Source organism: Shewanella morhuae (assembly GCF_003028295.1).
Classification (GTDB): Bacteria; Pseudomonadota; Gammaproteobacteria; order Enterobacterales; family Shewanellaceae; genus Shewanella; species Shewanella morhuae.
Window position 1 is genome coordinate 861,886 of the sequence record NZ_PYSG01000003.1, and the last position, 24,148, is coordinate 886,033.

General features: G+C 45.6%; 21 protein-coding genes. 14 read left to right on the forward strand and 7 right to left on the reverse strand.

The window, feature by feature from the left end:
• Positions 1-71 precede the first annotated feature (71 nt).
• Positions 72-494 (reverse strand): thioredoxin TrxC, encoded by a 423-nt coding sequence (trxC, locus tag C9I43_RS18425; protein ID WP_107885077.1) that lies wholly within the window; start codon positions 492-494, stop codon positions 72-74.
• 186 nt (positions 495-680) lie between these two features.
• On the opposite strand from trxC, the gene C9I43_RS18430 reads away from it, so the two are divergent.
• A complete protein-coding gene (locus C9I43_RS18430; RefSeq protein WP_107885079.1) occupies positions 681-1,019 on the forward strand; it encodes an FKBP-type peptidyl-prolyl cis-trans isomerase in 339 nt (112 codons plus the stop codon).
• Between the two features lie 132 nt (positions 1,020-1,151).
• Positions 1,152-2,159, forward strand: coding sequence for a sensor domain-containing diguanylate cyclase (locus tag C9I43_RS18435; protein WP_107885226.1), 1,008 nt, complete (start codon positions 1,152-1,154; stop codon positions 2,157-2,159).
• A gap of 44 nt (positions 2,160-2,203) precedes the next feature.
• Here the strand turns inward: C9I43_RS18435 and C9I43_RS18440 are convergent, their stop codons facing one another.
• The 5 genes from C9I43_RS18440 to C9I43_RS18460 form a co-directional block, all read right to left on the reverse strand.
• Positions 2,204-2,620: a DUF1850 domain-containing protein gene (locus C9I43_RS18440; RefSeq protein WP_107885081.1), complete on the reverse strand. Its 417-nt coding sequence runs from the start codon at positions 2,618-2,620 to the stop codon at positions 2,204-2,206.
• Positions 2,621-2,668: 48 nt separating this feature from the next.
• Positions 2,669-4,696, reverse strand: coding sequence for a TRAP transporter permease (locus C9I43_RS18445; RefSeq protein WP_107885083.1), 2,028 nt, complete (start codon positions 4,694-4,696; stop codon positions 2,669-2,671).
• A 110-nt stretch (positions 4,697-4,806) separates the two neighbouring features.
• Positions 4,807-5,763 (reverse strand): TAXI family TRAP transporter solute-binding subunit, encoded by a 957-nt coding sequence (locus tag C9I43_RS18450; protein WP_107885085.1) that lies wholly within the window; start codon positions 5,761-5,763, stop codon positions 4,807-4,809.
• Between the two features lie 320 nt (positions 5,764-6,083).
• The gene (locus tag C9I43_RS19135) at positions 6,084-6,206 is read right to left on the reverse strand and encodes a hypothetical protein (RefSeq protein ID WP_107885087.1); all 123 of its coding nucleotides are present in this window, start codon (positions 6,204-6,206) and stop codon (positions 6,084-6,086) included.
• A gap of 392 nt (positions 6,207-6,598) precedes the next feature.
• Positions 6,599-8,095 (reverse strand): helicase HerA-like domain-containing protein, encoded by a 1,497-nt coding sequence (locus C9I43_RS18460; RefSeq protein ID WP_107885089.1) that lies wholly within the window; start codon positions 8,093-8,095, stop codon positions 6,599-6,601.
• 372 nt (positions 8,096-8,467) lie between these two features.
• Here C9I43_RS18460 and ypfJ point away from each other — a divergent pair, with 372 nt between their 5' ends.
• Together ypfJ and C9I43_RS18470 are read left to right on the forward strand one after the other, a co-directional pair.
• The gene (gene ypfJ, locus C9I43_RS18465) at positions 8,468-9,346 is read left to right on the forward strand and encodes a KPN_02809 family neutral zinc metallopeptidase (protein ID WP_076499413.1); all 879 of its coding nucleotides are present in this window, start codon (positions 8,468-8,470) and stop codon (positions 9,344-9,346) included.
• Positions 9,347-9,463: 117 nt separating this feature from the next.
• Positions 9,464-9,919, forward strand: a complete 456-nt coding sequence (locus C9I43_RS18470; RefSeq protein WP_107885090.1) for an NUDIX hydrolase — start codon at positions 9,464-9,466, stop codon at positions 9,917-9,919.
• Positions 9,920-9,944: 25 nt separating this feature from the next.
• On the opposite strand, the gene C9I43_RS18475 is transcribed toward C9I43_RS18470, so the two are convergent.
• Entirely contained in the window at positions 9,945-11,144 is a 1,200-nt protein-coding gene (locus C9I43_RS18475; RefSeq protein WP_107885092.1) for a class I SAM-dependent methyltransferase, read from the reverse strand.
• 899 nt (positions 11,145-12,043) lie between these two features.
• Between C9I43_RS18475 and C9I43_RS18480 the strand changes: the two genes are divergently transcribed.
• The 10 genes from C9I43_RS18480 to C9I43_RS18525 all read left to right on the forward strand — a co-directional run bounded on the left by C9I43_RS18480 (position 12,044) and on the right by C9I43_RS18525 (position 24,087).
• Positions 12,044-12,979, forward strand: coding sequence for a restriction endonuclease (locus C9I43_RS18480; protein WP_107885094.1), 936 nt, complete (start codon positions 12,044-12,046; stop codon positions 12,977-12,979).
• A gap of 603 nt (positions 12,980-13,582) precedes the next feature.
• On the forward strand, positions 13,583-15,751 hold the full coding sequence (gene uvrD / locus C9I43_RS18485; RefSeq protein WP_076499403.1) for a DNA helicase II: 2,169 nt from the start codon (positions 13,583-13,585) through the stop codon (positions 15,749-15,751).
• Between the two features lie 145 nt (positions 15,752-15,896).
• A complete protein-coding gene (ubiA, locus tag C9I43_RS18490) occupies positions 15,897-16,760 on the forward strand; it encodes a 4-hydroxybenzoate octaprenyltransferase (RefSeq protein ID WP_107885096.1) in 864 nt (287 codons plus the stop codon).
• Between the two features lie 538 nt (positions 16,761-17,298).
• Positions 17,299-17,634 (forward strand): metalloregulator ArsR/SmtB family transcription factor, encoded by a 336-nt coding sequence (locus C9I43_RS18495; RefSeq protein ID WP_107885228.1) that lies wholly within the window; start codon positions 17,299-17,301, stop codon positions 17,632-17,634.
• An 86-nt stretch (positions 17,635-17,720) separates the two neighbouring features.
• Positions 17,721-19,004 (forward strand): arsenic transporter, encoded by a 1,284-nt coding sequence (locus C9I43_RS18500; protein ID WP_107885098.1) that lies wholly within the window; start codon positions 17,721-17,723, stop codon positions 19,002-19,004.
• A 99-nt stretch (positions 19,005-19,103) separates the two neighbouring features.
• Positions 19,104-19,538: an arsenate reductase (glutaredoxin) gene (arsC, locus tag C9I43_RS18505; RefSeq protein WP_107885100.1), complete on the forward strand. Its 435-nt coding sequence runs from the start codon at positions 19,104-19,106 to the stop codon at positions 19,536-19,538.
• Positions 19,539-19,603: 65 nt separating this feature from the next.
• Positions 19,604-20,305 carry an arsenical resistance protein ArsH gene (gene arsH / locus C9I43_RS18510; RefSeq protein WP_107885230.1) on the forward strand — a complete coding sequence of 234 codons (702 nt, stop codon included), beginning with the start codon at positions 19,604-19,606 and terminating at the stop codon, positions 20,303-20,305.
• A 162-nt stretch (positions 20,306-20,467) separates the two neighbouring features.
• Positions 20,468-21,517 carry an NAD(P)H-dependent flavin oxidoreductase gene (locus C9I43_RS18515; protein ID WP_107885102.1) on the forward strand — a complete coding sequence of 350 codons (1,050 nt, stop codon included), beginning with the start codon at positions 20,468-20,470 and terminating at the stop codon, positions 21,515-21,517.
• A gap of 156 nt (positions 21,518-21,673) precedes the next feature.
• Entirely contained in the window at positions 21,674-22,822 is a 1,149-nt protein-coding gene (locus C9I43_RS18520) for a hypothetical protein (protein WP_107885104.1), read from the forward strand.
• Between the two features lie 347 nt (positions 22,823-23,169).
• Positions 23,170-24,087, forward strand: coding sequence for a TlpA family protein disulfide reductase (locus tag C9I43_RS18525; protein ID WP_107885106.1), 918 nt, complete (start codon positions 23,170-23,172; stop codon positions 24,085-24,087).
• Positions 24,088-24,148: the final 61 nt, after the last annotated feature.

Below are 24,148 nucleotides of genomic sequence, written 5' to 3' on the forward strand. Positions count from 1 at the left end.
ATTTATTGTGCGTGCATAAAAAGTACCCCGCGAGGAGGTACTTTTTATGGCGATAGGATGGCAACGTAGCGTTAACAATAATTTTTTAACCATTGATCGAAAGCCGATTTAGGTAAAGCCCCCGCTTGTTGCGCGAGTAACTGACCTTGTTTAAAAATCATTAATGTCGGAATCGACCGAATATTGAATTGAGCAGCCAGTGCTTGCTGCTCCTCGGTATTGAGTTTGCCAAAGCGAAATTGATGTTCCCAAGTTTTAGCCGCTTCATAAAATATAGGGGCAAAACTTTTACAGGGCCCACACCAGCTGGCCCAAAAGTCGACCACCAGAGGTAACTCAGACTTATTGGCGTGGTTAGCAAAGTTTGTACTCGTGAGTTCAATCGGCGCTGGCGTAAACACACAGAGCTTACATTTACCGCATGTGGGCTGCTGCTTTAAACGTTCATCTGGAACCCGGTTTAACGTATCGCAATGCGGGCAGGCAATAATCATTATAAAACTCCAATAACGGGATTTAAGAAGATATTGGGTTGTGTGAGCGTTATTTAAAGGGGCTAGATATTAAGCTTATTGTAAAAGTTTATTGAAAGCACCGACAAGGTTGAATGCAGCTGATACAATTCTACGCATTAATATATCGCAAATGTACTCAGTGCGATTTACAAAGAGTTCAAATAAATGACTGAATTAGAGGTTATTGACCTCACCATAGGTGAAGGTAAGGTAGCTGTTAAAGGTGCGCTCATCACCACCCAATATCGCGGTTTCTTGCAGGATGGAACGCAATTCGATTCATCTTACGACCGAGGTCAAGCGTTTCAGTGTGTGATTGGCACTGGGCGTGTGATCAAAGGCTGGGATCAAGGTATTATGGGCATGAAAGTCGGCGGTAAACGTAAATTGCTGGTCCCAGCTCATTTAGCTTATGGTGAGCGTCAAATTGGAGCGCATATCGCACCACACTCCGATCTGACTTTTGAAATCGAGTTGTTAGAAGTGCTGACGCGCGACGAGTAATACCAGTTTTTATGGATTACGCTGGATAAGCGTGAGTGTGGCAGTTGAATCAGGTTAAAATGTTACTTTGATAACGAGTGTTTTACACTGATTTAAAATCCTCCATCTTAGGGAAAGAGGTTTCTAGTGGCTTTGGATAACTCAGCAGAAAACGCGGCAGAACTCATTGAGCAACTGCAAGCTGAAATAGCTCAGCTTAAACGTGAGAACGCGAATTTAACTGCGCTGAATCGTCGCGCCGAAGAAAAACTTTTTGCCGCGCTTGATGGCAATGGATTGTGCTTGTGGGAGCAGCATATCCCCAGCGGGAATTTAACGATATTTAATATGCGCTGGGGTGAGCTATTAGGTTTTAGTCGCGAAGAACTCGCCGCGCATATTGATAGCTGGAAAAGTAAATTACACCCTGATGATAAAGATTGGGTGATAAAAGCCTTTGACGATCATGTGAGTGGTAAAGCGGATTACTACCAAGTCATACACCGAATGCTGCACAAAGATGGTAGTGTCAGTTGGGTGTCAGATCGTGGTCGTATTGTTGAGCGCCTAGCCGATGGTACGCCGCTGCGAATGATGGGCAGTCATATCGATATTACTCAAGAAAAGCGTTACGAAATTGATTTAGCGCTTTTAGCACATAGCGATCCATTAACCAATCTTATGAATCGCCAAGCGATTTCCCAAGCATTCGATGGATGTTTGCAATCAGGGGGGCGCGGTGGATTATTCTTTATCGACCTTGATGGTTTTAAAGCATTAAATGATCACTATGGCCATAAGCTTGGTGATACTTTACTGATGCATATTGCCGATACACTTGTGCTCCATGCTGGCGAATTGGCACATATCGCCAGATTAGGCGGCGACGAGTTCGTAATATTAATGCCTACATCCAAAGTTGCAGAATTAGAAACACTCGCGCAGTCTCTACTCGAGGCTTATCGGCAGAGTTTTATATTAGAAGGCTGTGAAGTTGAGATAGGTCTAAGTATCGGTATCGATATTTTTGGTGCTAATGATAGTTTTGCTGAAAGCTGCGATCGTGCTGATGCCGCCATGTATCGCGTGAAACACCAAGGAAAACATGGATATTGTTTTTCTGTACAAACAGATGATACGAATTTAATCAGCAGAACTTAATCCACTCATTATCGAGAGTGGTATGAATAACATCTATTAATTTGCTATTTGATTGCCACCGCCTGATTGCCACAACCCCAAACTTCAACTGCTGCGACTTGCTTATTTGGTGGGCCAATCCAATGACTCATAGCTTTGCATTGAATATCGCCAGATATTTGCGTGAAACACAGTTCAAAATCTCCTGCCTCAGGTGTACGGCCTAAACGTAATACCGGTAAAATGGGCAGCTTAGGCTGATAATGCCAGCTGCCATCTTTAAGATAAGCATCATCTGGGATCTCCATACCCGCGCCAGTGCCTTGAACTCTTGCTTCGACTAGCACTAAACCCAGTGGCGTGACGTTATAGTCCTCCTCCCAACGAATTTTTTCTATAGTGTGGCTCCAGGCCAAAGTGAAGTGCGCTGTGGGCACTTGCGCCCACAGCGTACCTGCTAGGCCTAAACATAGACCTAGCACTGACTTACCGCTGATTTGTTAAAGACTGCTAATCTCAAAGGATTACCCTTACTCTGCGAGACGTTTGAGTTTGCGTGCCCGTAAGCTGTGCTGCACGATGAAGAGTAACGCCAGCCCAAAGCCGATTTCATCGCTTAATGGTGTAGCAAGAATCAAACTCGCCCCCGCAAGGAAGCCAATAACCCGTTCCCACCAGTAGAGTTTTTGTAATAGATATCCGGTAAAAATCACGCCCCAAATACCGATACCGACAGTTGCCTTAAGCACAACAAACACTGTGGCTAACCAACTATCACCTTGCAGCATTAATGCGGGATCGTAAACCGCCATAAAGGGGATCACAAAACCCGCGATCGCGATGCGAATCGCCCACAGGCTGATTTTAAGTCCAGACTCCCTTGCAATCGGCGCCGCAGCAAAACAAGCTAATGCAACGGGCGGCGTGAGATCGGCCATAATGCCAAAATAGAATACAAACATATGTGACACAATCAGCGGCACACCTAAGTCAAGTAACGCGGGCGCTGCAATTGAGCTGGTAATAATGTAGTTGGGAATGGTGGGTATGCCCATACCAAGCACTAGGCAAGTGACCATAGTTAACACGAGTGATAAGAACAAGTTATCTTGGCCTACCGCCAAAATGTAACTCGCGAAAGTTGAGGCAATCCCCGTAAGGGAAACGATACCGATAATTACGCCCACTAAAGCACAAGCAATACCCACAGGCACGGCATGGCGAGCACCTTCAACCAGCGCATGTAAGCAAATAGTGAGTGTTTCTTTACCGCCTTGAATAAACCAACAAATCGCAACTAACAGTGCAATAACCCCGAATACGACTGCAATACCGAGTTGGAAAAAGCCAGCGCATAACACTCCAAGGGCGATCCAAAAAGCGATACGCATCGCCATTGATGAAAGCCGCAGCACAATGGCTGAGCCTAAAATCACTATCGATGTCAGTGCTAAACCCACCATGCCTGAGAACAGGGGTGTTCTGCCCGAAAACAGCAAATAAACCAAAATAAATAAGGGGATCAGCAGATACCAGCGTTCTTTAATCGCTGCCCAAGGGTTAGGACATTGATCTTTTGGTAAGCCACAGAGATTGGCGCGTTTAGCCTCTAAATGTACCATCCAAAATACTGAGCAGAAATAAAGCAGGGCGGGAATCAATGCCGCTTTGGCAATTTCGATAAAGGGCACGTTAATGGTTTCGGCCATGATAAAAGCCACCGCGCCCATAATTGGCGGCATGATCTGGCTGCCCATACTGGATGTCGCCTCCACGCCACCGGCAAAGGCCGAGCGATAGCCAAATCGTTTCATCAACGGAATAGTAAATTGCCCCGTTGTGACTACGTTAGCAACGCCTGAGCCCGTAATGGTTCCCATCAGTGCTGACGATACCACTGCAACTTTCGCTGGGCCGCCGAGTTTGTGGCCGAATAAGCCCATGGCAAAGTCGGTGAATAAACGGATCATTCCGGCTTGCTCTAAAAAGGAGCCAAAAAGAATAAATAAGAAAATATACGTCGCTGATACATAGGTTGGGGTGCCGTATAAGCCTTCAGTGCCAAAGGCTAACTGGTTGATTATTTGATCAAACCCATAACCGCGGTGCATTAATTCACCTGGTAGGTATTGGCCAAATAAACCATAGGCCAAAAAGATGCTACAGATTATCGGGAGCGCCCAACCCATCACCCGTCTTGCGGCTTCAAACACTAATGCGATCAGTATGATACCAATCACCATGTCTGCGTCGGTTAAGTCGCCAGAGCGTTGAATTAAGTCAGCTTCGAAATACCACTGATAAGCTGCGGTTGCCATGCCTGCTAAACCGAGTAGCCAAGCCAATGGTTGCCAAGGTTGTGTTTTGCCTCTGGCGGGATAACTCAAAAAAACCACTAATAGTAAAAAGCCCACGTGGGTGGCACGTAACACTTGAGTAGACACGGGATGGAAAGCAGCGGTAATAATCTGAAAAATAGAAAAAACTAAAGCGGTATAAAACAGCGCTTTGGGCCAGTCGCCGGTATTTGCGCTGAGACCTTGTTGGGGATCACTCATATTATGCCTCACAGCATTAGACTACAGAGGCGAAAATAAGATGCCGTTAATCAACGGCATCTTAATCGCTTGGTTTGGGAATTTGTGCGCTCATATAACGTTAAGCAAACTTACAGTGCACCCACTTCTTTGTAATAACGCTCTGCACCTGGATGTAGTGGTATCGGCAGATTTTTTGTCGCGTTATCTAAGCTAATAGCTTTAGCGGCTGAGTGCGCGTTACCTAAGCGATCTAAGTGCTCGAACATCAGCTTAGTCATTTGATAGGCTAAATCATCTGATACGCTGCTCTGAGTCACCAGCAGGTTTTGAATCGCAACGGTAGAGACATCAGTGGTTTGGCCTTCATAGGTTGAAGCGGGGATCACGCCGTGTTGATAGGCGGGATTATTGATCTTCGCGATAACATCTTCAGGGATTTCAACAAAGTTAATTGCCATTGTCGCCGCTAAATCACGAATAGCAGCCATACCTAAGCCAGAAGATTGCAATGTCGCGTCTAACTGACGGTTTTTGATTAATTCAACAGATTCGGCATAGGGTAAAAACTCGACTTTACCCATGTCTTCGTAGCTTAAACCTGCCGCTTTAAAAATTGATCTAGCATTGAGTTCAGTACCCGATTTAGGCGCGCCCACTGAGATACGTTTGCCCTTTAAATCGGCTAAGGTTTTAATGCCAGATTCTTTATTGGCGACGATTTGAATGTAGTTAGGATAAGCCGCTGCAATAATACGGATTTTATCTAGTGGTTTTTTAAAGCCAGCATCAATATCGCCTTGATATGCAGCGGCAACAGAATCACCAAGAGCCAGTGCTAATTCTCCACGGCCAGATTGCAGTAAATTAAGGTTTTCTACCGAGGCTTTCGTCGCCTGAACTGAGGTTTTAGAGCCTTCAATACCATTATCATAGAGTTGCGATAAGGCTACGCCAATCGGGTAATACACGCCACTGGTGCCACCAGTGAGAATATTGATAAAAGCGGGGGCAGCGGCCATAGCAGCTGCGCTGAGGGTGAATGTTACTGCGGCGCCTGCGGCTACCCATTTTTTATTGATTTTCATGATGAAATATCCTGATTTTTTATAATGTTATATAGGGTCTTTCAAGCTCGGAATATCACGGCCTGCTAAGTATAACCTCATAAATTTTGGCAAAGGTCAATTAGCCTATGGTCGATACTGATATTTTTTACGTATTAAACGGAGGGTTCTTAGCGTTGTGATGCCAAACCATTGGGAGAAAGATGAGCACGTGGATTACATATGACTAATATTATTAACCCATAAAATAAGCTAATAAAAAGGGCTAACCTGAGGTTAACCCTATTTGTGTTACTTAAGAAAAATATCAAAAATAACAGGACACTACTTATAACAGGACACTATTTAGTGTTATCTAAGAAACCTTTAGTCACATTTTTAGCGTGTTTGGCTGCCTTTTTTTCTTTAGCAGACAGGAGTGGCTGTTTCTTCGATTCTTTACGGTTTTTTTGCTCTTTACTCATATAAAACTCCATGTACTTTGTGGTTATTCATCAGGCTAATCATGTAAGCCGTACTCAAGTGAACCTATTCCATGATGTCCTGATTGAAGCGAAATTCTTTATGTCGAATGACCAGATTAAAAAATTACAAACATTTAAAATCATTGATAATTATCTGTGAACTATTTGCCTCAATGAGCGATTACAGCAAAATAATCTTATCACTGAATTCCGCATCTTGATCCACTCATCGCTTAGAATAATTAACGCTAATGGTAGCGCTAACTTGTATAAGAAATATGCGATCTGTAACGCTGTGCGTTTGCGTTTATCAATGTTGGCTATTTATGTATCACGCTATACCCGTGCATGATTTATCTCTCTAGGTGGTTATTCCTATTATTGAAATCTGTTTATCGGCGGCTCGATTTACCTAAAATACCGCCCAAGATACCGCGTAAGATTTGTTTGCCTAATTGACTGCCGACAGTGCGCGCGGCTTGTTTTGATAGCGTTTGTGCTAAACCTTGGCGGCGTTTATTACCAAAAATCAGTTCACTGAACCAACCTTGGTCCTCTGTTTTTTGGCCCGTTTGAGCGTCATTTGCTGTCGCAGTAGTATTGCTGGTGGCGTTACCTGATCGTCTTTGGTTGAGTAATTCGTAGGCCGATTCGCGGTTGATGGCGTTATCGTATTTGCCACCAATCGGACTCTGTGCGCGTACTTGTTGTAGTTCTTCATTTGTGGCGGGGCCCATGCGGCAACGCGGCGGTGCGATGAGTGCGCGTTCAACCATAGTTGGTACGCCTTTATCTGCGAGCATAGATACTAGCGCTTCGCCTACCGCGAGTTGAGATATCACCTCACTCACAACCAATTTTGGATTGGGTACAAAGGTTTCGGCCGCCGTTTTAACTGCCTTTTGATCCCGAGGTGTATAGGCTCTTAAGGCGTGCTGAATGCGATTACCTAATTGTCCGAGAATTTCGCTCGGGATATCGTCAGGAAATTGCGAACAAAAATAAACGCCTACGCCCTTTGAGCGTATAAGCCGCATAATTTGCTCAACGCGTTTTAATAAACTCGGTGGACAGCCCTCAAACAGTAAATGCGCCTCATCGATAAAAAATACCAGTTTAGGTTTTTCGGGATCGCCAACTTCGGGTAGGTTTTCAAATAACTCCGAAAGGAGCCAGAGTAAAAAACTCGAATATAAACGAGGTGTTAAAATTAATTTATTCGCCGCTAACAAATTAATGATGCCGCGACCCTGTAAATTGGTCCGCATTAAATCTTCAAGTTGCAGCGCGGGTTCGCCAAAAAAGTCTTTACCACCATCGCGCTCTAGCCCCAGTACCGAGCGCTGAATCGCCGCGAGAGATTGGGCGCTAATTAGGCCATATTTGGCGGAGATCTCTTTACGTTCTTCGGCAACTAAGGCCAACATAGCGCGTAGGTCGTCTAAATCGAGCAGTAATAATCCTTGGTCGTCTGCAAGTTGAAACACGATATCTAGAATGCTGCTTTGGGTGTCATTAAGTTCGAGGATTCGGCCTAGTAATGTTGGGCCCATTTCGCTGATGGTCGTTCGCAGAGGGTGGCCCTGAATACCCGCTAAATCCCATAGCACCACAGGGTTGGCTTCGTTTTGATAGCCCTCAATACCAATTTGAGCCACCCTTTGTAACAGCTTTTCATTGGCAGTGCCCGCCATCGCAAGGCCGGAGATATCGCCTTTAACATCGGTGATAAATACTGGCACACCTTGGCGCGAAAAGCCTTCGGCTATGCTCATCAATGACACGGTTTTTCCTGTGCCTGTCGCGCCAGCAATTAACCCATGACGATTGGCATACTTAAGATTTAAGTGAGCTTGCTGCTCACCTTTTCCAATTAATAGCGTATTCAAGGGCATTCCTTATATTAACGATAGGGCTTTACGGTAGTGACTAGGGGATCTCTATTTAAGCCACTGTTGTGTGGTCAGTTATTTATATAAACATTTATCATTGAGTGTTGGCCTTAGCCTAGTTTATGTCAACATAATGAGTGAGTAAGCTTGATATCACTTGGCTAAAACCTATCACTGGCAATATGCTCGTTGCAGATACGTAAGGTGTGTTATTTTACATTCACTAAAGCCGCATTCACGCACCATACAGCAGCGACATAATGCGATCGTCCGTGATAAGTGCTTGAAGGCAATATATAAGCGGTTTAAAGAGTGATTTAACTAACGGTGCCATTAACTGTTTAATAAGTAACGAGAGTAAGGAGTGCTATGCGCTGGCGTGATATTGAAAGAAGCTCCAATGTGGAAGATAGACGCGGCCAGCAAATGGCGTCGGCGGGTATGCCTGTTGTTTTGTTAATGCGTTTTTTGCCTTTTTTATTAAGAACTAAAATCGGCCGAGTAGTGCTACTGATTGGTGGCATTTATTTTGCTTTTCAATATTTTACTGGCGGCCTGTCACTTGACCCGAGCACTCAATCTAATTTAAGCCAAGCGCAATCAGCCTCAACAACCGCTGCCCAAGATGAAAATGCTCAGTTTGTCGCGGCCATTTTAGGCACCACCGAAACGGTTTGGGGTCAATTATTAAAAGGACAGTATAAAGAGCCCAAGTTAGTGCTTTATCGCAATATGACCTCCACAGGCTGCGGTATGGGACAGGCGCAGTCAGGGCCTTTTTATTGCCCCGCCGACAGCAAGGTTTATATTGATTTGAGTTTTCTTGATGAGCTTAAAACTTTAGGCGCCCCCGGTGATTTTGCCTTTGCTTACGTGATTGCCCATGAAGTTGGCCACCATGTGCAAAATCTGCTGGGTACTAATGCTAAGGTGCGCCAAGCACAGCAAGGTGCAAGTAAAGTGCAGGCGAATCAATTGAGTGTCGCACTTGAATTACAGGCGGATTGCTATGCGGGTATTTGGGGGCATTACGTTAATCAACAACTTAATTTACTTGAAGCGGGCGATGTCGCCGAAGGCATTGCCGCTGCCAGCGCTGTGGGTGACGATCGCTTACAAAAAATGGCGGGTCGCGCTGTACAGCCCGATGCTTTTACCCACGGCAGCTCCGCACAAAGGGTTAAATGGTTTAAGACAGGGTTTGAGTCGGGTAATCTCGCCAGTTGTAATACCTTTGCGGCGAAGTGATTTTATTTGGTATTTCAAATGTATATCAAACATAAATGCTCTGAGCTTACCTGCACGTACTTAAATACACAGCACTTAAATACACGGTATTTAAATACACTGTAGAAGGATAACTGAGTGGCCTTTAACGATACCTTTAGACTGAGTAGCCACGCGGTGATCACTAATCAACAAGGACAAGTGCTGTTGCTTAAGGCTAATTACGGTAACTTTGCTTGGGGCTTACCCGGCGGCGCACTCGAGCCCGGTGAAACGATTCATGAGGCCTTGGTGCGCGAATGCCAAGAAGAATTAGGCTTAAGTGTGCAGGTCAACTATTTGAGCGGCGTGTATTATCACAGTGCTTATCAATCCCAAGCTTTTATCTTTCGTTGTGAACTGCAATTGCCTGATGGGCCTGAGGTGTTTGAGTTGGCAAAAAATGGGGCAGAAGGCGCGCCACTGCCAATCCATTTAAGCCACGAACATTCAGAGTTTGCCTTCTACGATATCGATACCCTCAGCGCGGTTCAGCAGCAAAGAATTAACGATTGCCTCAATTTCAACGGGGTTGTCATGAGTGCAAAATTTTAATCCTTTGCCAGTAAACCGCCGGCCGTTAATCGGCTTGGGTTTGCGCGAGTAAGGTTTCTAAGCAATGTTCAGTAATACCGTAATAGGCTTTAATGTCAGCAATTTGCGCGAGTATTGCGGTGCTGTCTTTCTGATTATGTTGTGGCTTTTTCACCGCCAAAATCATCTTATTTTTATTAGTATGTTCTAGGCTGATAAATTCAAACACCTTAGTCGCATAACCATTGGCTTCTAAAAATAGCGCACGTAATGAATCCGTCACCATTTCAGCCTGTTGGCCCATGTGCACCCCATATTGCAGCATAGGTTTGAACAACTCTGGGCTGTGCATCTGCGGGCGAATTTGTTTATGGCAGCAAGGCGAACACATGATGATGTCGGCATTGGCGCGAATACCATAATGAATCGCATAGTCAGTAGCGATATCGCAGGCATGCAGGGCGATCATCACATCGGTTTGCTTAGGCGCATGGGTTCTCACATCGCCGCAAACAAACGACAATCCTTGATGATCCAGCGTTGCCGCCGTTTCATTACATAAATCGGCCAAGGCTTGGCGCAATTCTACCCCAGTCACCTGTGCATCATTGTGTAGGCTGTGGCGCAGGTAGTCATGGATTGCAAAAGTGAGATAGCCTTTGCCTGAGCCAAAATCGACCACATTGATCGGTTGGTCATTCTTGTGGGGTGAAGCTTCGAGTGCTTGGCTGAAAACCTCAATAAACTTATTGATTTGTTTCCATTTGCGCGACATCGCAGGGATAAGATTATGCTGGCTGTCAGTCACACCGAGCTGAGTCAGGAAGGGGCGCTGGATATCCACAAAACGCTTTTTCTCACGGTCATGTTCTAACGGCGCCGCGACGGCTTGTTTAACGTTATGTGTACTGATTTGGACTTTGCCTTTTTTGCTGATCTCAAGCTGAACTTCTGCCTGCGCCGTGGCTAAGTGGGCACTCTTAAAATCGTTACCGAGTAACAGTTTTATGCTGGCTAAGCCTTCGTCATAACTCAGGTTTTTAGTGATGTGATTTGTCTGGTGTTGATACACAAACGACAGCACAGGTTCATTTTGCAAACTGATCGGCCTAATCGTAATGCGCTGCAGGCTTTTATCTGCCCCTCGGTACTTACTCAACAATAGTTTGATCAGACTATTCTTCGCCAAGCTGTCAGCCAAAAGCTGGTAAAAATCATCAAAAGAATTAAGCGCTGAATGGGACATTATTGTTTCCGAAAAAGTAACCAAGAAAAACAGGGTGAGTATTCTAACCGCGATCCGCCGCTACCTAAAGTTATTCTCATCGAGAAAGAGGGTTGAGTTTCGATGCATTACTATCTATTTCAGGTAGTCGTGTTAAGCGCAGCTACTCCTGTTACAGTCCCAACTCTTGTTTGAATTATTTAATCAAAGTCAAAGTCGTGGGGCTTCACCCCCTGATTTTTAATCAAGTGTCGACCAAGAAGGACTGCTCGTCCTATCCTCCTTCCTATTTATAACCACTCAGCCATGACGCCCCCCAACGGAGTTGAAAGCCCCTTGGGCATTAAGCGTTCTTATGCTATCGCGTCAGACGCTCGTCCCTGATTCGACTGACGCTATCTCGGCATCTGATAGGCAGGATGCCTGAATGTCGTGAAGTACATGGATGCACGTGAACGACCATGCCGAGACGCACGCGCTCTTTATTAAATCAAGAGCTCTATTCGCCCTGCGGCAACTCCGAGGGGATGCGTATTCCGTCGATTTTGAGTTGTCTGATTGGTCACTTAAAGCATTAAAGAGTTGTGGATGTCCTTTTCTTTTTGAAGCGTTTAACTCCAATTTTCAAACGACGAAGAGATAGTATTTACATCGCCAAATCACCTGCCAAGAAAACCTACAAAGGCTTTGAAGATACCCCAAGGGATACCGCCAACCAACTGCGTGACAGCTTAGTACAAAGGCTGTGTCTTATCTAACTGGATTAGATGGATCTTTTCTGACACAATCCTAAAAATTATCTGCTCTAATCTAATCGGTGTAATCGTTTAATTGCTCTACTTTGAATATGAGGTTCGAAAGCTTTTAGGTGATTACCATTGCAGTTTTTGCCACAAAATAATAAGAAGCGAGGCACATGGATGGTCGATACAATTCCAAGCTATGAAGAGATGATGCCTTCAGTGCTTAAGGTCTTAGTTGACGGGCAGCAAAAACCTCTGAAGCAGGTTTATGATGACGTTGCAGCCCTCTATGGCTTTTCAGAAGAGCAGCTTGCGCTCACCCTGCCCAGTGGCAAGCTAACCTATGTTCGCAGCAGAGTAGGCTGGGCTAAAACCTATCTGGTTAAAGCGGGACTTATCCAGCAACCTAAACGTGGTATCTGCGAAATAACCAACAGAGGAAGAGAAGCACTAGCAAGTGGGCAGCTTATTAATAACGACTACTTATCCCTGTTTGACACCTTCAATGACTTTAGAAGTTCCCACCACGAGCAATCAACTGATCAAGGTAAAGTAGAGCGTTATGCCAGTATCAGCCATAACGATAATACTCAAACCCCAACAGAGTTAATGGCACAAGCCTTTTCCGCCCTTAACTCAGCCCTCGCCGATGAGCTACTTGAACAAATCCACACACTATCGCCTAAGTTTTTCGAGCAGCTGGTGGTCGATTTAATGCTAGCCATGGGTTACGGCGGCAGCCAAAAGGATGCCGGGCAGGCGACCCAGTACAGCAGCGATGGGGGTATCGATGGCATCATCAAAGAGGATAAGCTCGGGCTTGAATCCATCTACCTGCAAGCCAAGCGCTACCGCGACAACACAGTTGGTAGGCCAGATATTCAGGCCTTTGCTGGCGCACTCGATATGCACCGCGCTCGCAAAGGGGTGTTTATTACCATCTCCAATTTCAGTAAAGACGCCCGTGATTTTGTTACCCGCATTGAAAAACGCATCGTCCTTATCGACGGACATGAACTGGCCACACTGATGATAGATCACAATGTCGGTGTTTCGACTCGCGAGCTGTATGCCGTTAAGGCAATTGATTCTGATTATTTTGCTGAAGAGTAAACAGAGAAATTAACGAACCACGCATTGTTAAATTAAGAGGGTGCATGCTTGTAAGAAGGGGGGCAGATTACTGTGGGGGTTAGCAAGATTAAGCACTGACATGGAAGTGACCGTCCGTGACAGGGATGTCACGGTCGAGCACACAGGGATGTGCTTGCTGCGTGTCACTGGAATGACAGTGCTTAATCGTTGAAACAGAATGATGAACCCCCTTTCTATGAATCATTAATACAGTTTTGCCCTTGTTTAATTCCTACTCGAGACAAAGATCTGTTACCGAAAAGCTGGATTCCCGCTCACAAGCATTGCGGGAATGACGGCTATAAGAAGGCAGAAACTTAACGAGCCATCAATTATTTAGTTTTCTTTATCTTGCAAAGGCTTTGTCAGCCAAGCCATTCACATCTGTGAAGTTCGATTCAGCACTGCGGCATTCTTGCAGAGAAAGCACAAACCAAGGTGCGGCAATATACCACTCACCTTATGGCTCTAGTCTTATGCCTCTTGTCTTGAGGCTCTTATCTTATGGCTTTGTATTGTGGATCAAACGCGCAGGCGGGTTTTCTTCTGCTATAATGCCCCCTCGATTTTTTGGAGGCGAGAATGGACGTATCTTCTTTACTAGACGGCCTGAATGATAAGCAGCGCGAGGCTGTCGCGGCACCGCAATCTAGCATGTTAGTGTTGGCGGGCGCGGGCAGTGGTAAAACTCGGGTGTTGACCCACCGTATTGCTTGGCTGATGCAGGTTGAACAGCAGAGTCCGTACTCGATTCTCGCGGTGACATTTACCAATAAAGCGGCGGCTGAGATGCGCGAGCGAGTTGAAAAAGTCGCTGGCACCAATATGGGCCGCATGTGGATTGGCACTTTTCACGGCTTGGCGCATCGTTTGTTACGCACTCACTTCCAAGATGCGGGTTTACCGCAAAGCTTCCAAATCCTCGATTCTGACGATCAAGTGCGCTTGATCAAACGTATTCTTAAAAGCTTGAATTTGGATGAGAAACAATATCCTCCACGCCAAGCTCAGGGTTATATCAATGGTAAAAAAGACCAAGGATTACGCCCTAAACATATCGATGCGGGCGGTTTTCCGCTTGAGCAAAATCTGCTAAAAATCTATCAGGTTTACCAAGAATCTTGTGACCGCGCAGGTTTAGTCGATTTTGCCGAAATCCTATTACGTGCCCATGAGTTATGGCTCAATAAGCCACATTTGTTGGCCCATTATCAAGACAGATTTAAGCATATTTTGGTGGACGAGTTCCAAGATACCAACGCCATTCAATATGCGTGGATCCGTGTGCTTGCCGGTCAAACTGCCAATGTGATGATAGTCGGTGATGACGACCAATCGATTTACGGCTGGCGCGGCGCTCAGGTTGAAAACCTACATCGATTCTTAAAAGATTTCCCAACGGCGACCACGATTCGCCTTGAGCAAAACTATCGCTCTAAAGGCAATATTCTTAAAGCTTCCAACGCCTTAATCGCCAATAACCCAGAGCGTATGGGTAAAGAGTTGTGGACGGATGAAGCCGATGGCGATCCAATTTCGCTCTATTGCGCCTTTAACGAAATGGATGAGGCGCGCTTTATTGTCGGCCGGATTAATGATTGGCACGAAAAGGGCGGCAATCTTGGTGATTGTGCGATTTTATATCGTTCAAACGCTCAGTCGCGGGTATTAGAAGAAGCCTTATTACACAAAGGTTTAGCCTATCGTATCTATGGTGGTTTACGCTTTTTCGAGCGCCAAGAAATTAAAGATGCCATGGGTTACCTGCGGCTGATTAATAACAAAGATGACGATGCAGCGTTCGAGCGTGTGGTTAACACGCCGCCCCGTGGTATTGGCGATCGCACTTTGGATATTTTGCGCACTACGGCGCGTCAGCATGAGTTAACCCTGTGGCAGGCGAGCGTGCGCTTGCTCGACGAAAAAGTGCTTGCGGGTCGCGCGGCAAATTCTGTACGTGGTTTCATGGACTTAATTATGACACTGCGTGAAGACACCCAAGATATGGTGCTGTATCGCATGGCAGATACTGTGATTCAAGCGTCGGGTCTTAAGGCCATGTATGAAGCTGAAAAGGGCGAAAAAGCCCACGCCAGAATCGAAAACTTAGAAGAATTAGTCACGGCGGCACGTACTTTTGAGATGCCCGAAGAGCTGGAGGACATGGGTGAACTTAACGGTTTTCTCTCCCACGCGGCGCTCGAAGCGGGCGAAGGCCAAGCCGATGCCTTTACCGATGCGGTGCAGCTAATGACGCTGCATTCTGCCAAAGGACTAGAGTTCACTATGGTGTTTATGGCGGGTGTTGAAGAAGGCATTTTCCCGAGTAAAATGGCACTCGAAGAAGGCGATAGACTCGATGAAGAACGCCGTCTTTGCTATGTGGGCATGACCCGCGCCATGGAAAAGCTCTACATTACCTATGCAGAATCACGGCGCATTTATGGCCGCGAAGATTACGCTCGGCCATCGCGTTTTATCAAAGAAATCCCGCCTGAATATGTGGATGAAATCCGCCTTAAGGCGCAGGTTTCAACACCGATGGCAAATAATCGTTTTAGCGCCCCAAAGTCAGCGGCGACTAATGACACCGGCTTTAACGTTGGCCAACGAGTCAATCACCCTAAATTTGGCGAAGGTAAAGTGACTAACTTTGAAGGCAGCGGCGCCCAAGGGCGAGTACAAGTGAGCTTTACTGACTTTGGCAGCAAGTGGTTAGTGGTGGCTTACGCTCGTTTAGAAGCGCTTTAATGCCTGTCGTAGCCGTGATAAATACTGTTTTTGGTTACAGTCTTTTTGGCGCATATTCGCATCGGGAGAAGCATAGGTATATGATGTTACACCTGAAAATCGAGTGTAAACTTGAGCCGATATTAGGAATGGGAGTACCTAGTTAATGAATTTAAAGCAGAAGTGGGATGTGTATTCCCGTCTTACTCGAATCGACCGCCCTATCGGTACGCTGTTATTGCTGTGGCCATGTTTGATGGCACTGATGTTAGCTGCTGGAGGGATGCCCGATTTTAAGGTATTAATCATCTTTATTTTGGGTGTAGTAATTATGCGTGCCTGTGGCTGCATTATTAATGATTATGCCGATCGCGATCTGGACTCTTTTGTTGAACGCACTCGATCTCGCCCGTTAGCCAGTGGTGAAATCAGCAGCAAAGAAGCCTTGTTACTGTTTGCCATATTAGGCCTAGTGGCGTTTGGTTTAGTATTATTACTCAATGGCTTAGTCGTTAAGTTATCCGTTATTGGCATTATCCTCACCATTATTTACCCCTTCACTAAACGTATTACCAATATGCCGCAAATGTTTTTGGGCATAGTGTGGAGTTGGTCTATCCCTATGGCATACGCGGCGCAAACGGGTACGGTGCCGATGGAAGCTTGGTGGCTATTTGCCGCCAATTGGTGTTGGACTGTCGCCTACGACACTATGTACGCCATGGTCGATAGGGACGATGATTTAAAAGTAGGCATAAAGTCCACTGCGATTTTGTTTGGTAAATATGACCGCCAAATCATCGGTTTATTTCAGCTTGGCGCATTAACCTGCTTTATTGCCGCGGGTTGGAGCGCCGATCGTGGTTTAGTGTATGGCCTAGGAATACTGACTTTTATCGGCTTTAGCACCTACCAACAGCTATTGATTTTTGGCCGCGAGCGCGCACCGTGTTTTAAGGCATTCCTCAATAATAATTGGGCGGGGTTGGTATTATTCACCACCTTAGCCGCCGATTATTTATTAGCTTAAGCACATAGCGGCTGTTGGGCTGTAGCTCAACAGCCGCTATGTAATATCCGTCACTCTGCCGCATTAATCACTCACGCCAGATATCCCCACAGCTTTACTTGCATCAACAACTAATAATATGTGCTACTCAATGCGTGCCACTGAATGAATTGGGTGGGGCACATGATTGGCATTCATGCTTAAAAAGAGTTATACCAATCGAATTAAATATCTGTTCATTCAGCGGGAGTTCAACGCGCTTTAGACAAGGCGAAGGATTGAAGACATAGTGGTGCTCTGTCGAAAGCCTTAAACGCAGTATAAAGCGCGTTGAAACCCGCCCTTTGGGAGCCTCACAGGCATCCCACTCCCGTGTTGCATTGACTTAAAAGGGAATAACCATTTCTGCGTCAATGCGCCTCGGATTGAAATACCTGTGAGGCTCTGAACTGATTAGATATTTAATGTGACTGGTATTGAACACATCTGATATTTTGCATATGTTGTTGACGCGATGGCTTAATTGAGTATGATTTTACTCTCTATTGAGGGAATGTTTATGGCGCAGCTAATACCATTACAATTGTTTAAGTTACTGTCTGATGAAACGCGGTTAAGTATTATGCTCTTGCTTCGTGAGGCCGGTGAACTGTGCGTGTGTGATATCACAGTTGCTATGCAACAAACTCAACCTAAGATATCGCGCCACCTTGCAATGTTAAGAGCATCAGGCTTATTACTGGATCGCCGTGACGGTAAATGGATCCATTATCGCCTCTCGCCGCATATTCCCGTGTGGGCTGCTCATATTCTTGATCAAGCGGGCCTGTGTCAGTTGATTGAAACCAACCAACTCATTAAGCGGCTGCAACAAGGTCATTTATCTTGTCTGTAATACGCTAAAAAATTTTACAGATACACATCCGAAAATTCATATGTGTATTCGGGTGCATTTCAAATGTATGTATTGCGGGGAAGACCATGCTACTGGCGATAACGATTTTTACACTGACCTTAATCTTGGTGATTTGGCAACCTAAGGGCTTAGGGATTGGCTGGAGCGCCTCGATTGGTGCTGTTATGGCGCTTGCCACAGGCGCCGTGCAATTGAGTGATATTGCTGTGGTATGGCAGATAGTCTGGAATGCGACGGCCACCTTTATCGCAGTGATTATTATCAGTTTATTATTAGATAAAGCGGGTTTTTTCGAGTGGGCGGCATTGCATGTGGCCCGCTTTGGCAATGGCAAAGGGCGCTGGCTGTTTAGTTATATCATTTTGCTCGGTGCCTGCGTGGCGGCATTATTTGCTAACGATGGCGCGGCGTTAATCCTCACGCCTATCGTTATTGCGATGTTATTGGCGCTCGGTTTTAGCCGCGGTGCGACTCTAGCCTTTGTAATGGCGGCGGGTTTTATTGCCGATACCGCTAGTTTGCCGCTGATAGTGTCTAATCTGGTGAACATTGTCTCGGCAGACTTTTTTAACCTGGGTTTTATGGACTATGCCGCCGTGATGCTGCCAGTTGATCTGGTGGCAATTGTGGCGACCTTAGGTATGTTGCACTGGTTTTTCCGTAAAGATATTCCAGTTACTTACGATATTGCTAAGCTAAAGTCGCCCAATGAGGCAATTAGCGATCCGCAAACCTTTAAGGTGGGTTGGCTGGTGTTGGCGTTACTCTTGATTGGATTTTTCGCCCTAGAGCCTTTAGGTATCCCCGTGAGTGTGGTTGCCGCTGTTGGCGCTTTGATTCTTTGGGGCGTTGCCCGTCGCGGTAAGGTTATCGATACAACTGAGGTGCTCAAGCAAGCGCCGTGGCAAATCGTTATTTTTTCGCTCGGCATGTATCTGGTGGTATACGGTTTACGCAATGCGGGCCTGACGGATTTACTGGCGAATATACTCAATACCTTCGCACAATACGGTATCTGGGGCGCGACTTTAGGCACGGGCTTTTTGACGGCATTTTTATCTTCGGTGATGAATAATATGCCGACTGTACTGATTGGCGCCCTGTCGATTGAGGCCAGCGAAGCCAGCGGTGTGATTAAAGACGCTATGGTGTACGCCAATATTATTGGTAGCGATCTTGGGCCTAAAATTACTCCAATTGGTAGTTTAGCCACCTTGTTATGGTTGCATGTGCTATCACAAAAAAATATCACTATTACATGGGGTTACTATTTTAGAGTCGGTATTGTGATGACGTTACCGATACTGTTAGTGACCCTTGTTGCTCTGGCGGTTCGTCTGTCTTTTTAACGCGGCTTTTATTGAGCATGTAACGGACTATTCTAGGCGCGCAATATTAGGTGCTGAGTACCGATAGTTAACTAAATTTTGTTGAATAGAGAGAAAATCATGCAAGCAGCCAGCGTTATTCGTATTTTTCATAATCCAGACTGTGGCACCTCGCGCAATACGCTAGCGCTTATTCGTAATAGCGGTGTTGAGCCTGACATTATTCATTATCTTCAAACCCCGCCATCGCGGCCCGAGTTACTTACCTTGATTGCTGCTATGGGCATACCAACAAGGGTGCTGCTGCGCACCAATGTGGCGCCTTTTGAAGCATTAGGGCTTGCCAATGACCGTTTTAGCGACGATGAATTGGTCGATTTTATGTTGGCCCATCCGATTTTAATTAATCGCCCTATTGTGGTGACTCCACTTGGCACAAGGTTATGCCGCCCCTCTGAGTTGGTGTTGGATATATTACCTAACGCGCAGCAAGGTGCTTTTAGCAAAGAAGATGGAGACGCTGTGATTGATATAAAGGGAAAAAGGTTAACATAATGAATCTATTAGATAACGCACTTTCTTTAAATAACGTGTCAGCTTCAGATAACGTGCCAGAGCCCATGCCAGCACTTCAGCCTCAGTTGTTAGACCGTCGCATTCAGGCGGCGCAATTTATGCTGTCGCCAGAGGCGCATCCGCCTCGAGTGCTCATGCTCTATGGCTCAGTGCGTGAACGCTCTTACAGTCGCTTAACTACCGAGGAAGCCGCACGGTTACTCACTAGCATGGGTGCTGAGGTACGGATTTTTAATCCATCAGGCTTGCCGTTAGCTGATGACGCCCCCGATACGCACCCTAAAGTGCAAGAGTTACGGGAAATGGTGCGCTGGAGTGAGGCTATGGTGTGGTGCTCACCCGAGCGTCATGGTGCTATGACCGGCATAATGAAAACCCAAATTGATTGGATCCCGCTGAGTGAGGGGGCAATTCGTCCTTCACAGGGTAAAACCTTGGCCATTATGCAGGTGAGTGGCGGCTCGCAATCTTTTAATGCCCTCAATCAAATGCGGATATTAGGTCGCTGGATGCGGATGTTCACGATCCCAAATCAGTCCTCGGTGGCGAAGGCGTGGCAAGAATTTGATGAAGCAGGGCGGATGAAACCTTCAGCCTATTACGATCGCATTGTGGATGTGATGGAAGAGTTAATGAAATTTACTCTGTTACTGCGGGGAAATGTGGATTACTTAACCGACAGATACAGTGAGCGTAAAGAAAGCCACGCAGAACTTACCGCCAGAGTGGAGCAAAAGCGCATTTAGGCTTGCGTCTACCAATACCAAATGGTTACATTTTAATATCGCGATAGTATTTTTATAGCGGTGGCAACGTATTCAATGTTGTATTTGATGTGAGTCGCTAAGTTTAAACTGCGAATATTAGAATTAATCGCCAAAGGAATAAACCATCAAATGAGGTGATATATGTCGTGTCAGTTAACCCGATTGCTAGGGATAAAATTACCGATTATTCAAGCGCCTATGGCAGGTGTTCAGGGCAGTGCCTTAACGATAGCCGTGTCGCAAACGGGCGCTTTAGGGTCGTTGCCCTGCGCCATGTTATCCCCTGAGGCTTTGCACACTGAATTAACGCATATTCGTACCCAAACGACTAAGCCCATCAATGTAAACTTCTTTTGTCATCAAGAGCCCGCACCACAAGCGGTAAAACAAGCCATGTGGCTCAAGCAACTCGCGCCTTATTTTGCTGAGCTGGGTATCCATCCTGATACGCAAGCTGCGGGAGCACAACGCGCGCCCTACACCAGTGCTCAGGCTGAAGTGTTAGCCAAATTTAAACCCGAAGTTGTGAGTTTTCACTTTGGTTTACCCAATGATGATTTGCTGCTAGAGATCAAATCTTGGGGCTCTAAAGTGATTTCTACCGCAACCACAGTGGCAGAAGCCTTGTGGCTAGAGGCGCATGGCGTGGATGCTATTATTGCTCAAGGTTTAGAGGCTGGTGGCCATAGAGGGAATTTTTTATCCGATGATTTAACTGCGCAGCTCGGCACTTTTAGCTTATTGCCGCAAATCATCGCCGCCGTTGCTGTGCCCGTTATCGCCGCAGGTGGCATAGTTGATGCCAAAACCGTGCGCGCCGCGATGGCAATGGGCGCTTCGGCGGTGCAAGTCGGCACGGCCTATTTACTTTGCCCTGAATGCACTACCAGTAAGCTTCACCGCGCCGCGCTGCAAAGTGAGGCCACGCAGCATACTGCGCTGACTAACTTATATTCTGGTCGCCCCGCACGCGGCATAGTGAATCGCTTTATGGCTGAACTTGGGCCTATCAACCAAGCCGTACCCGATTTCCCTCTTGCAGCAAGTGCTGTTGCCGTATTGCGAAGCGCGGCAGAAGAGCAAGGATTGGATGATTTTAGCCCACTGTGGTGTGGCCAAAATGCTTCAGGCTGCCAAGCTATTCCCGCTGCAGAGCTCACAAAGCTGTTAGCTTTAGGCTTGATGGTTTAACCATCTACTTGAGTGTTTTTAAGCCAGCCTTGTATTCATTCTTGTTGCCCCAATGTATTTGATAAGCCAAGCAACTTTATTGGTTATCACTATTATGGTTTTGGCAGTTATGTATAGCTGTCATTTGTTGTATAGCTCAACTTACAGGGATGTTAAATGCTAAAAATACGCCTAAGACGCCCAGTTAAATATCGAATAGCCTTCCTCATATTGATGGTTACTGTGTATTTTATTGGGTTTAATATCGTGCCAGAACAGTTAACGCAAACAAGTGACCAGTTGTTTTTGGCTGTCGTCAGTGCACTATATTTTGTGTTGTTACCTCTGCTTTATTGGTATTGGGTTATCAAAATTGGTAAGCAAAAAAGCTGGAAAATATTAGTCATTCTAAGTTTGAGCAGCCTCATGGCTCGCCTCAGTTATCCTCCTCAAATTGCAGAGTATTTCGAGTTTATCGCTTGGTTACGTTTCCCTATTATCGCGGTATTACTGATCATCGAACTGTACTTGATGGTGAGCATTATTAAGGGGTTGTGGCAGGCGAGAAAGGCTTCTGATGACCCAAGATTAGCGATAATTGCTCAGTATGCTGCCACAGTGGCGCAAGATCAGAGCAATGCGGTGAAACAACTAAGAGCACTTAATACTGAGGGCGCATCAAACACTGATTTACCAAAGAATCAAATGCCTGATGATAAGAAGCTGACCTTAGGTTTAATACTGGCTACAGAGCCCGCGAGTTGGTATTACGCTATCCCTTATTTTTCCCGTCGCCACCCAGTATCTATCACACCGCTTAAGTTACTGAGTGGCCAACCTTGGCATGCTTTAGTCATCATAATGTGTTTAATCGCGGCCTCTACACTAAGTTACATGCTACTGGATGATGTGAGTCATATTGCTGCCGTATTCGTTTCTGGTTTGATCTTGTATTCAGTGGTATTCATCGCTGCCAATTACCGCATCAGTCGTTATTACTCCCTGTACCAAAAGGAAGGTAAGCTGATGATCAATAATGGTATCTGGGGTTTTATGTCGATTGATTTAACCCAGATAAATGAACTGAAATTAGGGATGTTTACGACTCATATGCAGCCACAGCAAGTGGGCGGTGCTTCAGAAATATTGACAATAGGCCGTGGCGATACCGCGAATGTGCAGCTGATTTTTAAGCAGTCCCAAACTTATTATGGTGGCATGGGCCAATTGCCAGAGTCGTTCAGTGTGGTCAACCTTATTGTGGATGATCCTCAAGTATTCGCTGATGCGCTTGGCCAAATCCACGAGTTACGAAAAGCATACTAGGTTGGATTTATATAACAAATATTTTATTGTAAGAATTTGATTTTAAATAATTATGTTTAATGCCTTATATTTAATATCTTGCACTTGATGATTTAGGTATCACAGAGTGCCATTGTGATAAGTTGCGATATCTTTGCCATTATCTACTCTCTAACACTTGCATTTTACATAGCTAAATTAGTGGTACATTGGTTTATACTCGTCGTCTAATGATTTACCGCGAGTTAAGCTCAACGGCTTAATTCAGCCGTTCCTTCAGCCTGTGCATGAGTCTGTAGCACGGCTTCAAATGATTAATATCGATGGTCATAGATGTTGCTGACCTCTATAGATTTAAGGATAACGTTATGTTGTTACGTCAAATCATTGTTATGTGTCTTGCCGTTGTGAGTTTTACTGCATTTGCGGGCGATAAAGCCTATCAACAAATCACACTTAAAACCTATCCAGATCAGCAGCAAGTGACCTTAGCCAGTGTGGCGGGTGACAAGCCGATATACCTAAAGTTTTGGGCTACTTGGTGCCAGCCTTGTATGGAGCAAATGCCACATTTTGAAGCCCTGCAGAAGAAGTATCAGGACAAGATTAATATCGTCGCAGTGAACATCAATATTAATGAAGAGCAGCCTAAGATCGCTGAGGTTATCGCGCGTTTTGGGCTGACTATGCCCGTGTGGTTAGATAATGAAGGCGAGTTAGGTGTGGCTTTAGGCTTGGTCGGCACGCCCTATAGCGTATTAATTAATCGTGCGGGTGATGTGGTTTACACTAGCCACGAGTCAGATGCTAATTTAGATAAATTTATTGATATGTTAGCCAGTGGCCAAGAGTTGACCGCGCAGACAACAGAGGCGCCTAATGCGGAGCAAACGGCTAAGTTACTCAAACCTTGGGTTCAGGGTGAGCATTTACTGTTTTTTACTGCAACATGGTGCGATTGGTACTTAGCCGAGAGCCGTCCTGAGATGTCTAAACAGTGTGTTGCTGTGCAAAATGGTTTAAATGATCTCGTGCAAAAACTACCCAATAAAGCCTGGCATGGCGTGGTAAATCACCTGTGGACTGACGATAAAGCACTGGCGGATTTTAAGCAGCTGTATAAAACACAAATAGACTTTAGTATCGATGAGTTAGGCGTGTTGTTTAATCATTTTAACATTCGAAATATTCCGACTTTACTCTGGATCAAGGATGGTAAAGTAATGCAGCGAATTACTGATTTTAGCCAGTCAGAGAAAGTTGTCGAGCAGTTGTCAGTTCAATAACTCCTTTATAACGTTAGGACTTTGGCGTAATGCCGAGTATTTTCTACTTTATCATTCGTTT

What these genes read in the sequence shown, in the direction of transcription:
- C9I43_RS18520 (WP_107885104.1), top strand. Translation starts at nt 21,674, where the DNA reads ATGCTAAAAATACGCCTAAGACGCCCAGTTAAATATCGAATAGCCTTC.
- ypfJ (WP_076499413.1), top strand. Translation starts at nt 8,468, where the DNA reads ATGCGCTGGCGTGATATTGAAAGAAGCTCCAATGTGGAAGATAGACGC.
- C9I43_RS18500 (WP_107885098.1), top strand. Translation starts at nt 17,721, where the DNA reads ATGCTACTGGCGATAACGATTTTTACACTGACCTTAATCTTGGTGATT.
- C9I43_RS18480 (WP_107885094.1), top strand. Translation starts at nt 12,044, where the DNA reads ATGGTCGATACAATTCCAAGCTATGAAGAGATGATGCCTTCAGTGCTT.
- uvrD (WP_076499403.1), top strand. Translation starts at nt 13,583, where the DNA reads ATGGACGTATCTTCTTTACTAGACGGCCTGAATGATAAGCAGCGCGAG.
- C9I43_RS18450 (WP_107885085.1), bottom strand. Translation starts at nt 5,763, where the DNA reads ATGAAAATCAATAAAAAATGGGTAGCCGCAGGCGCCGCAGTAACATTC.
- C9I43_RS18445 (WP_107885083.1), bottom strand. Translation starts at nt 4,696, where the DNA reads ATGAGTGATCCCCAACAAGGTCTCAGCGCAAATACCGGCGACTGGCCC.
- arsH (WP_107885230.1), top strand. Translation starts at nt 19,604, where the DNA reads ATGCCAGCACTTCAGCCTCAGTTGTTAGACCGTCGCATTCAGGCGGCG.
- C9I43_RS18495 (WP_107885228.1), top strand. Translation starts at nt 17,299, where the DNA reads ATGGCGCAGCTAATACCATTACAATTGTTTAAGTTACTGTCTGATGAA.
- ubiA (WP_107885096.1), top strand. Translation starts at nt 15,897, where the DNA reads ATGAATTTAAAGCAGAAGTGGGATGTGTATTCCCGTCTTACTCGAATC.
- C9I43_RS18515 (WP_107885102.1), top strand. Translation starts at nt 20,468, where the DNA reads ATGTCGTGTCAGTTAACCCGATTGCTAGGGATAAAATTACCGATTATT.
- C9I43_RS18430 (WP_107885079.1), top strand. Translation starts at nt 681, where the DNA reads ATGACTGAATTAGAGGTTATTGACCTCACCATAGGTGAAGGTAAGGTA.
- arsC (WP_107885100.1), top strand. Translation starts at nt 19,104, where the DNA reads ATGCAAGCAGCCAGCGTTATTCGTATTTTTCATAATCCAGACTGTGGC.
- C9I43_RS18525 (WP_107885106.1), top strand. Translation starts at nt 23,170, where the DNA reads ATGTTGTTACGTCAAATCATTGTTATGTGTCTTGCCGTTGTGAGTTTT.
- C9I43_RS18475 (WP_107885092.1), bottom strand. Translation starts at nt 11,144, where the DNA reads ATGTCCCATTCAGCGCTTAATTCTTTTGATGATTTTTACCAGCTTTTG.
- trxC (WP_107885077.1), bottom strand. Translation starts at nt 494, where the DNA reads ATGATTATTGCCTGCCCGCATTGCGATACGTTAAACCGGGTTCCAGAT.
- C9I43_RS19135 (WP_107885087.1), bottom strand. Translation starts at nt 6,206, where the DNA reads ATGAGTAAAGAGCAAAAAAACCGTAAAGAATCGAAGAAACAGCCACTC.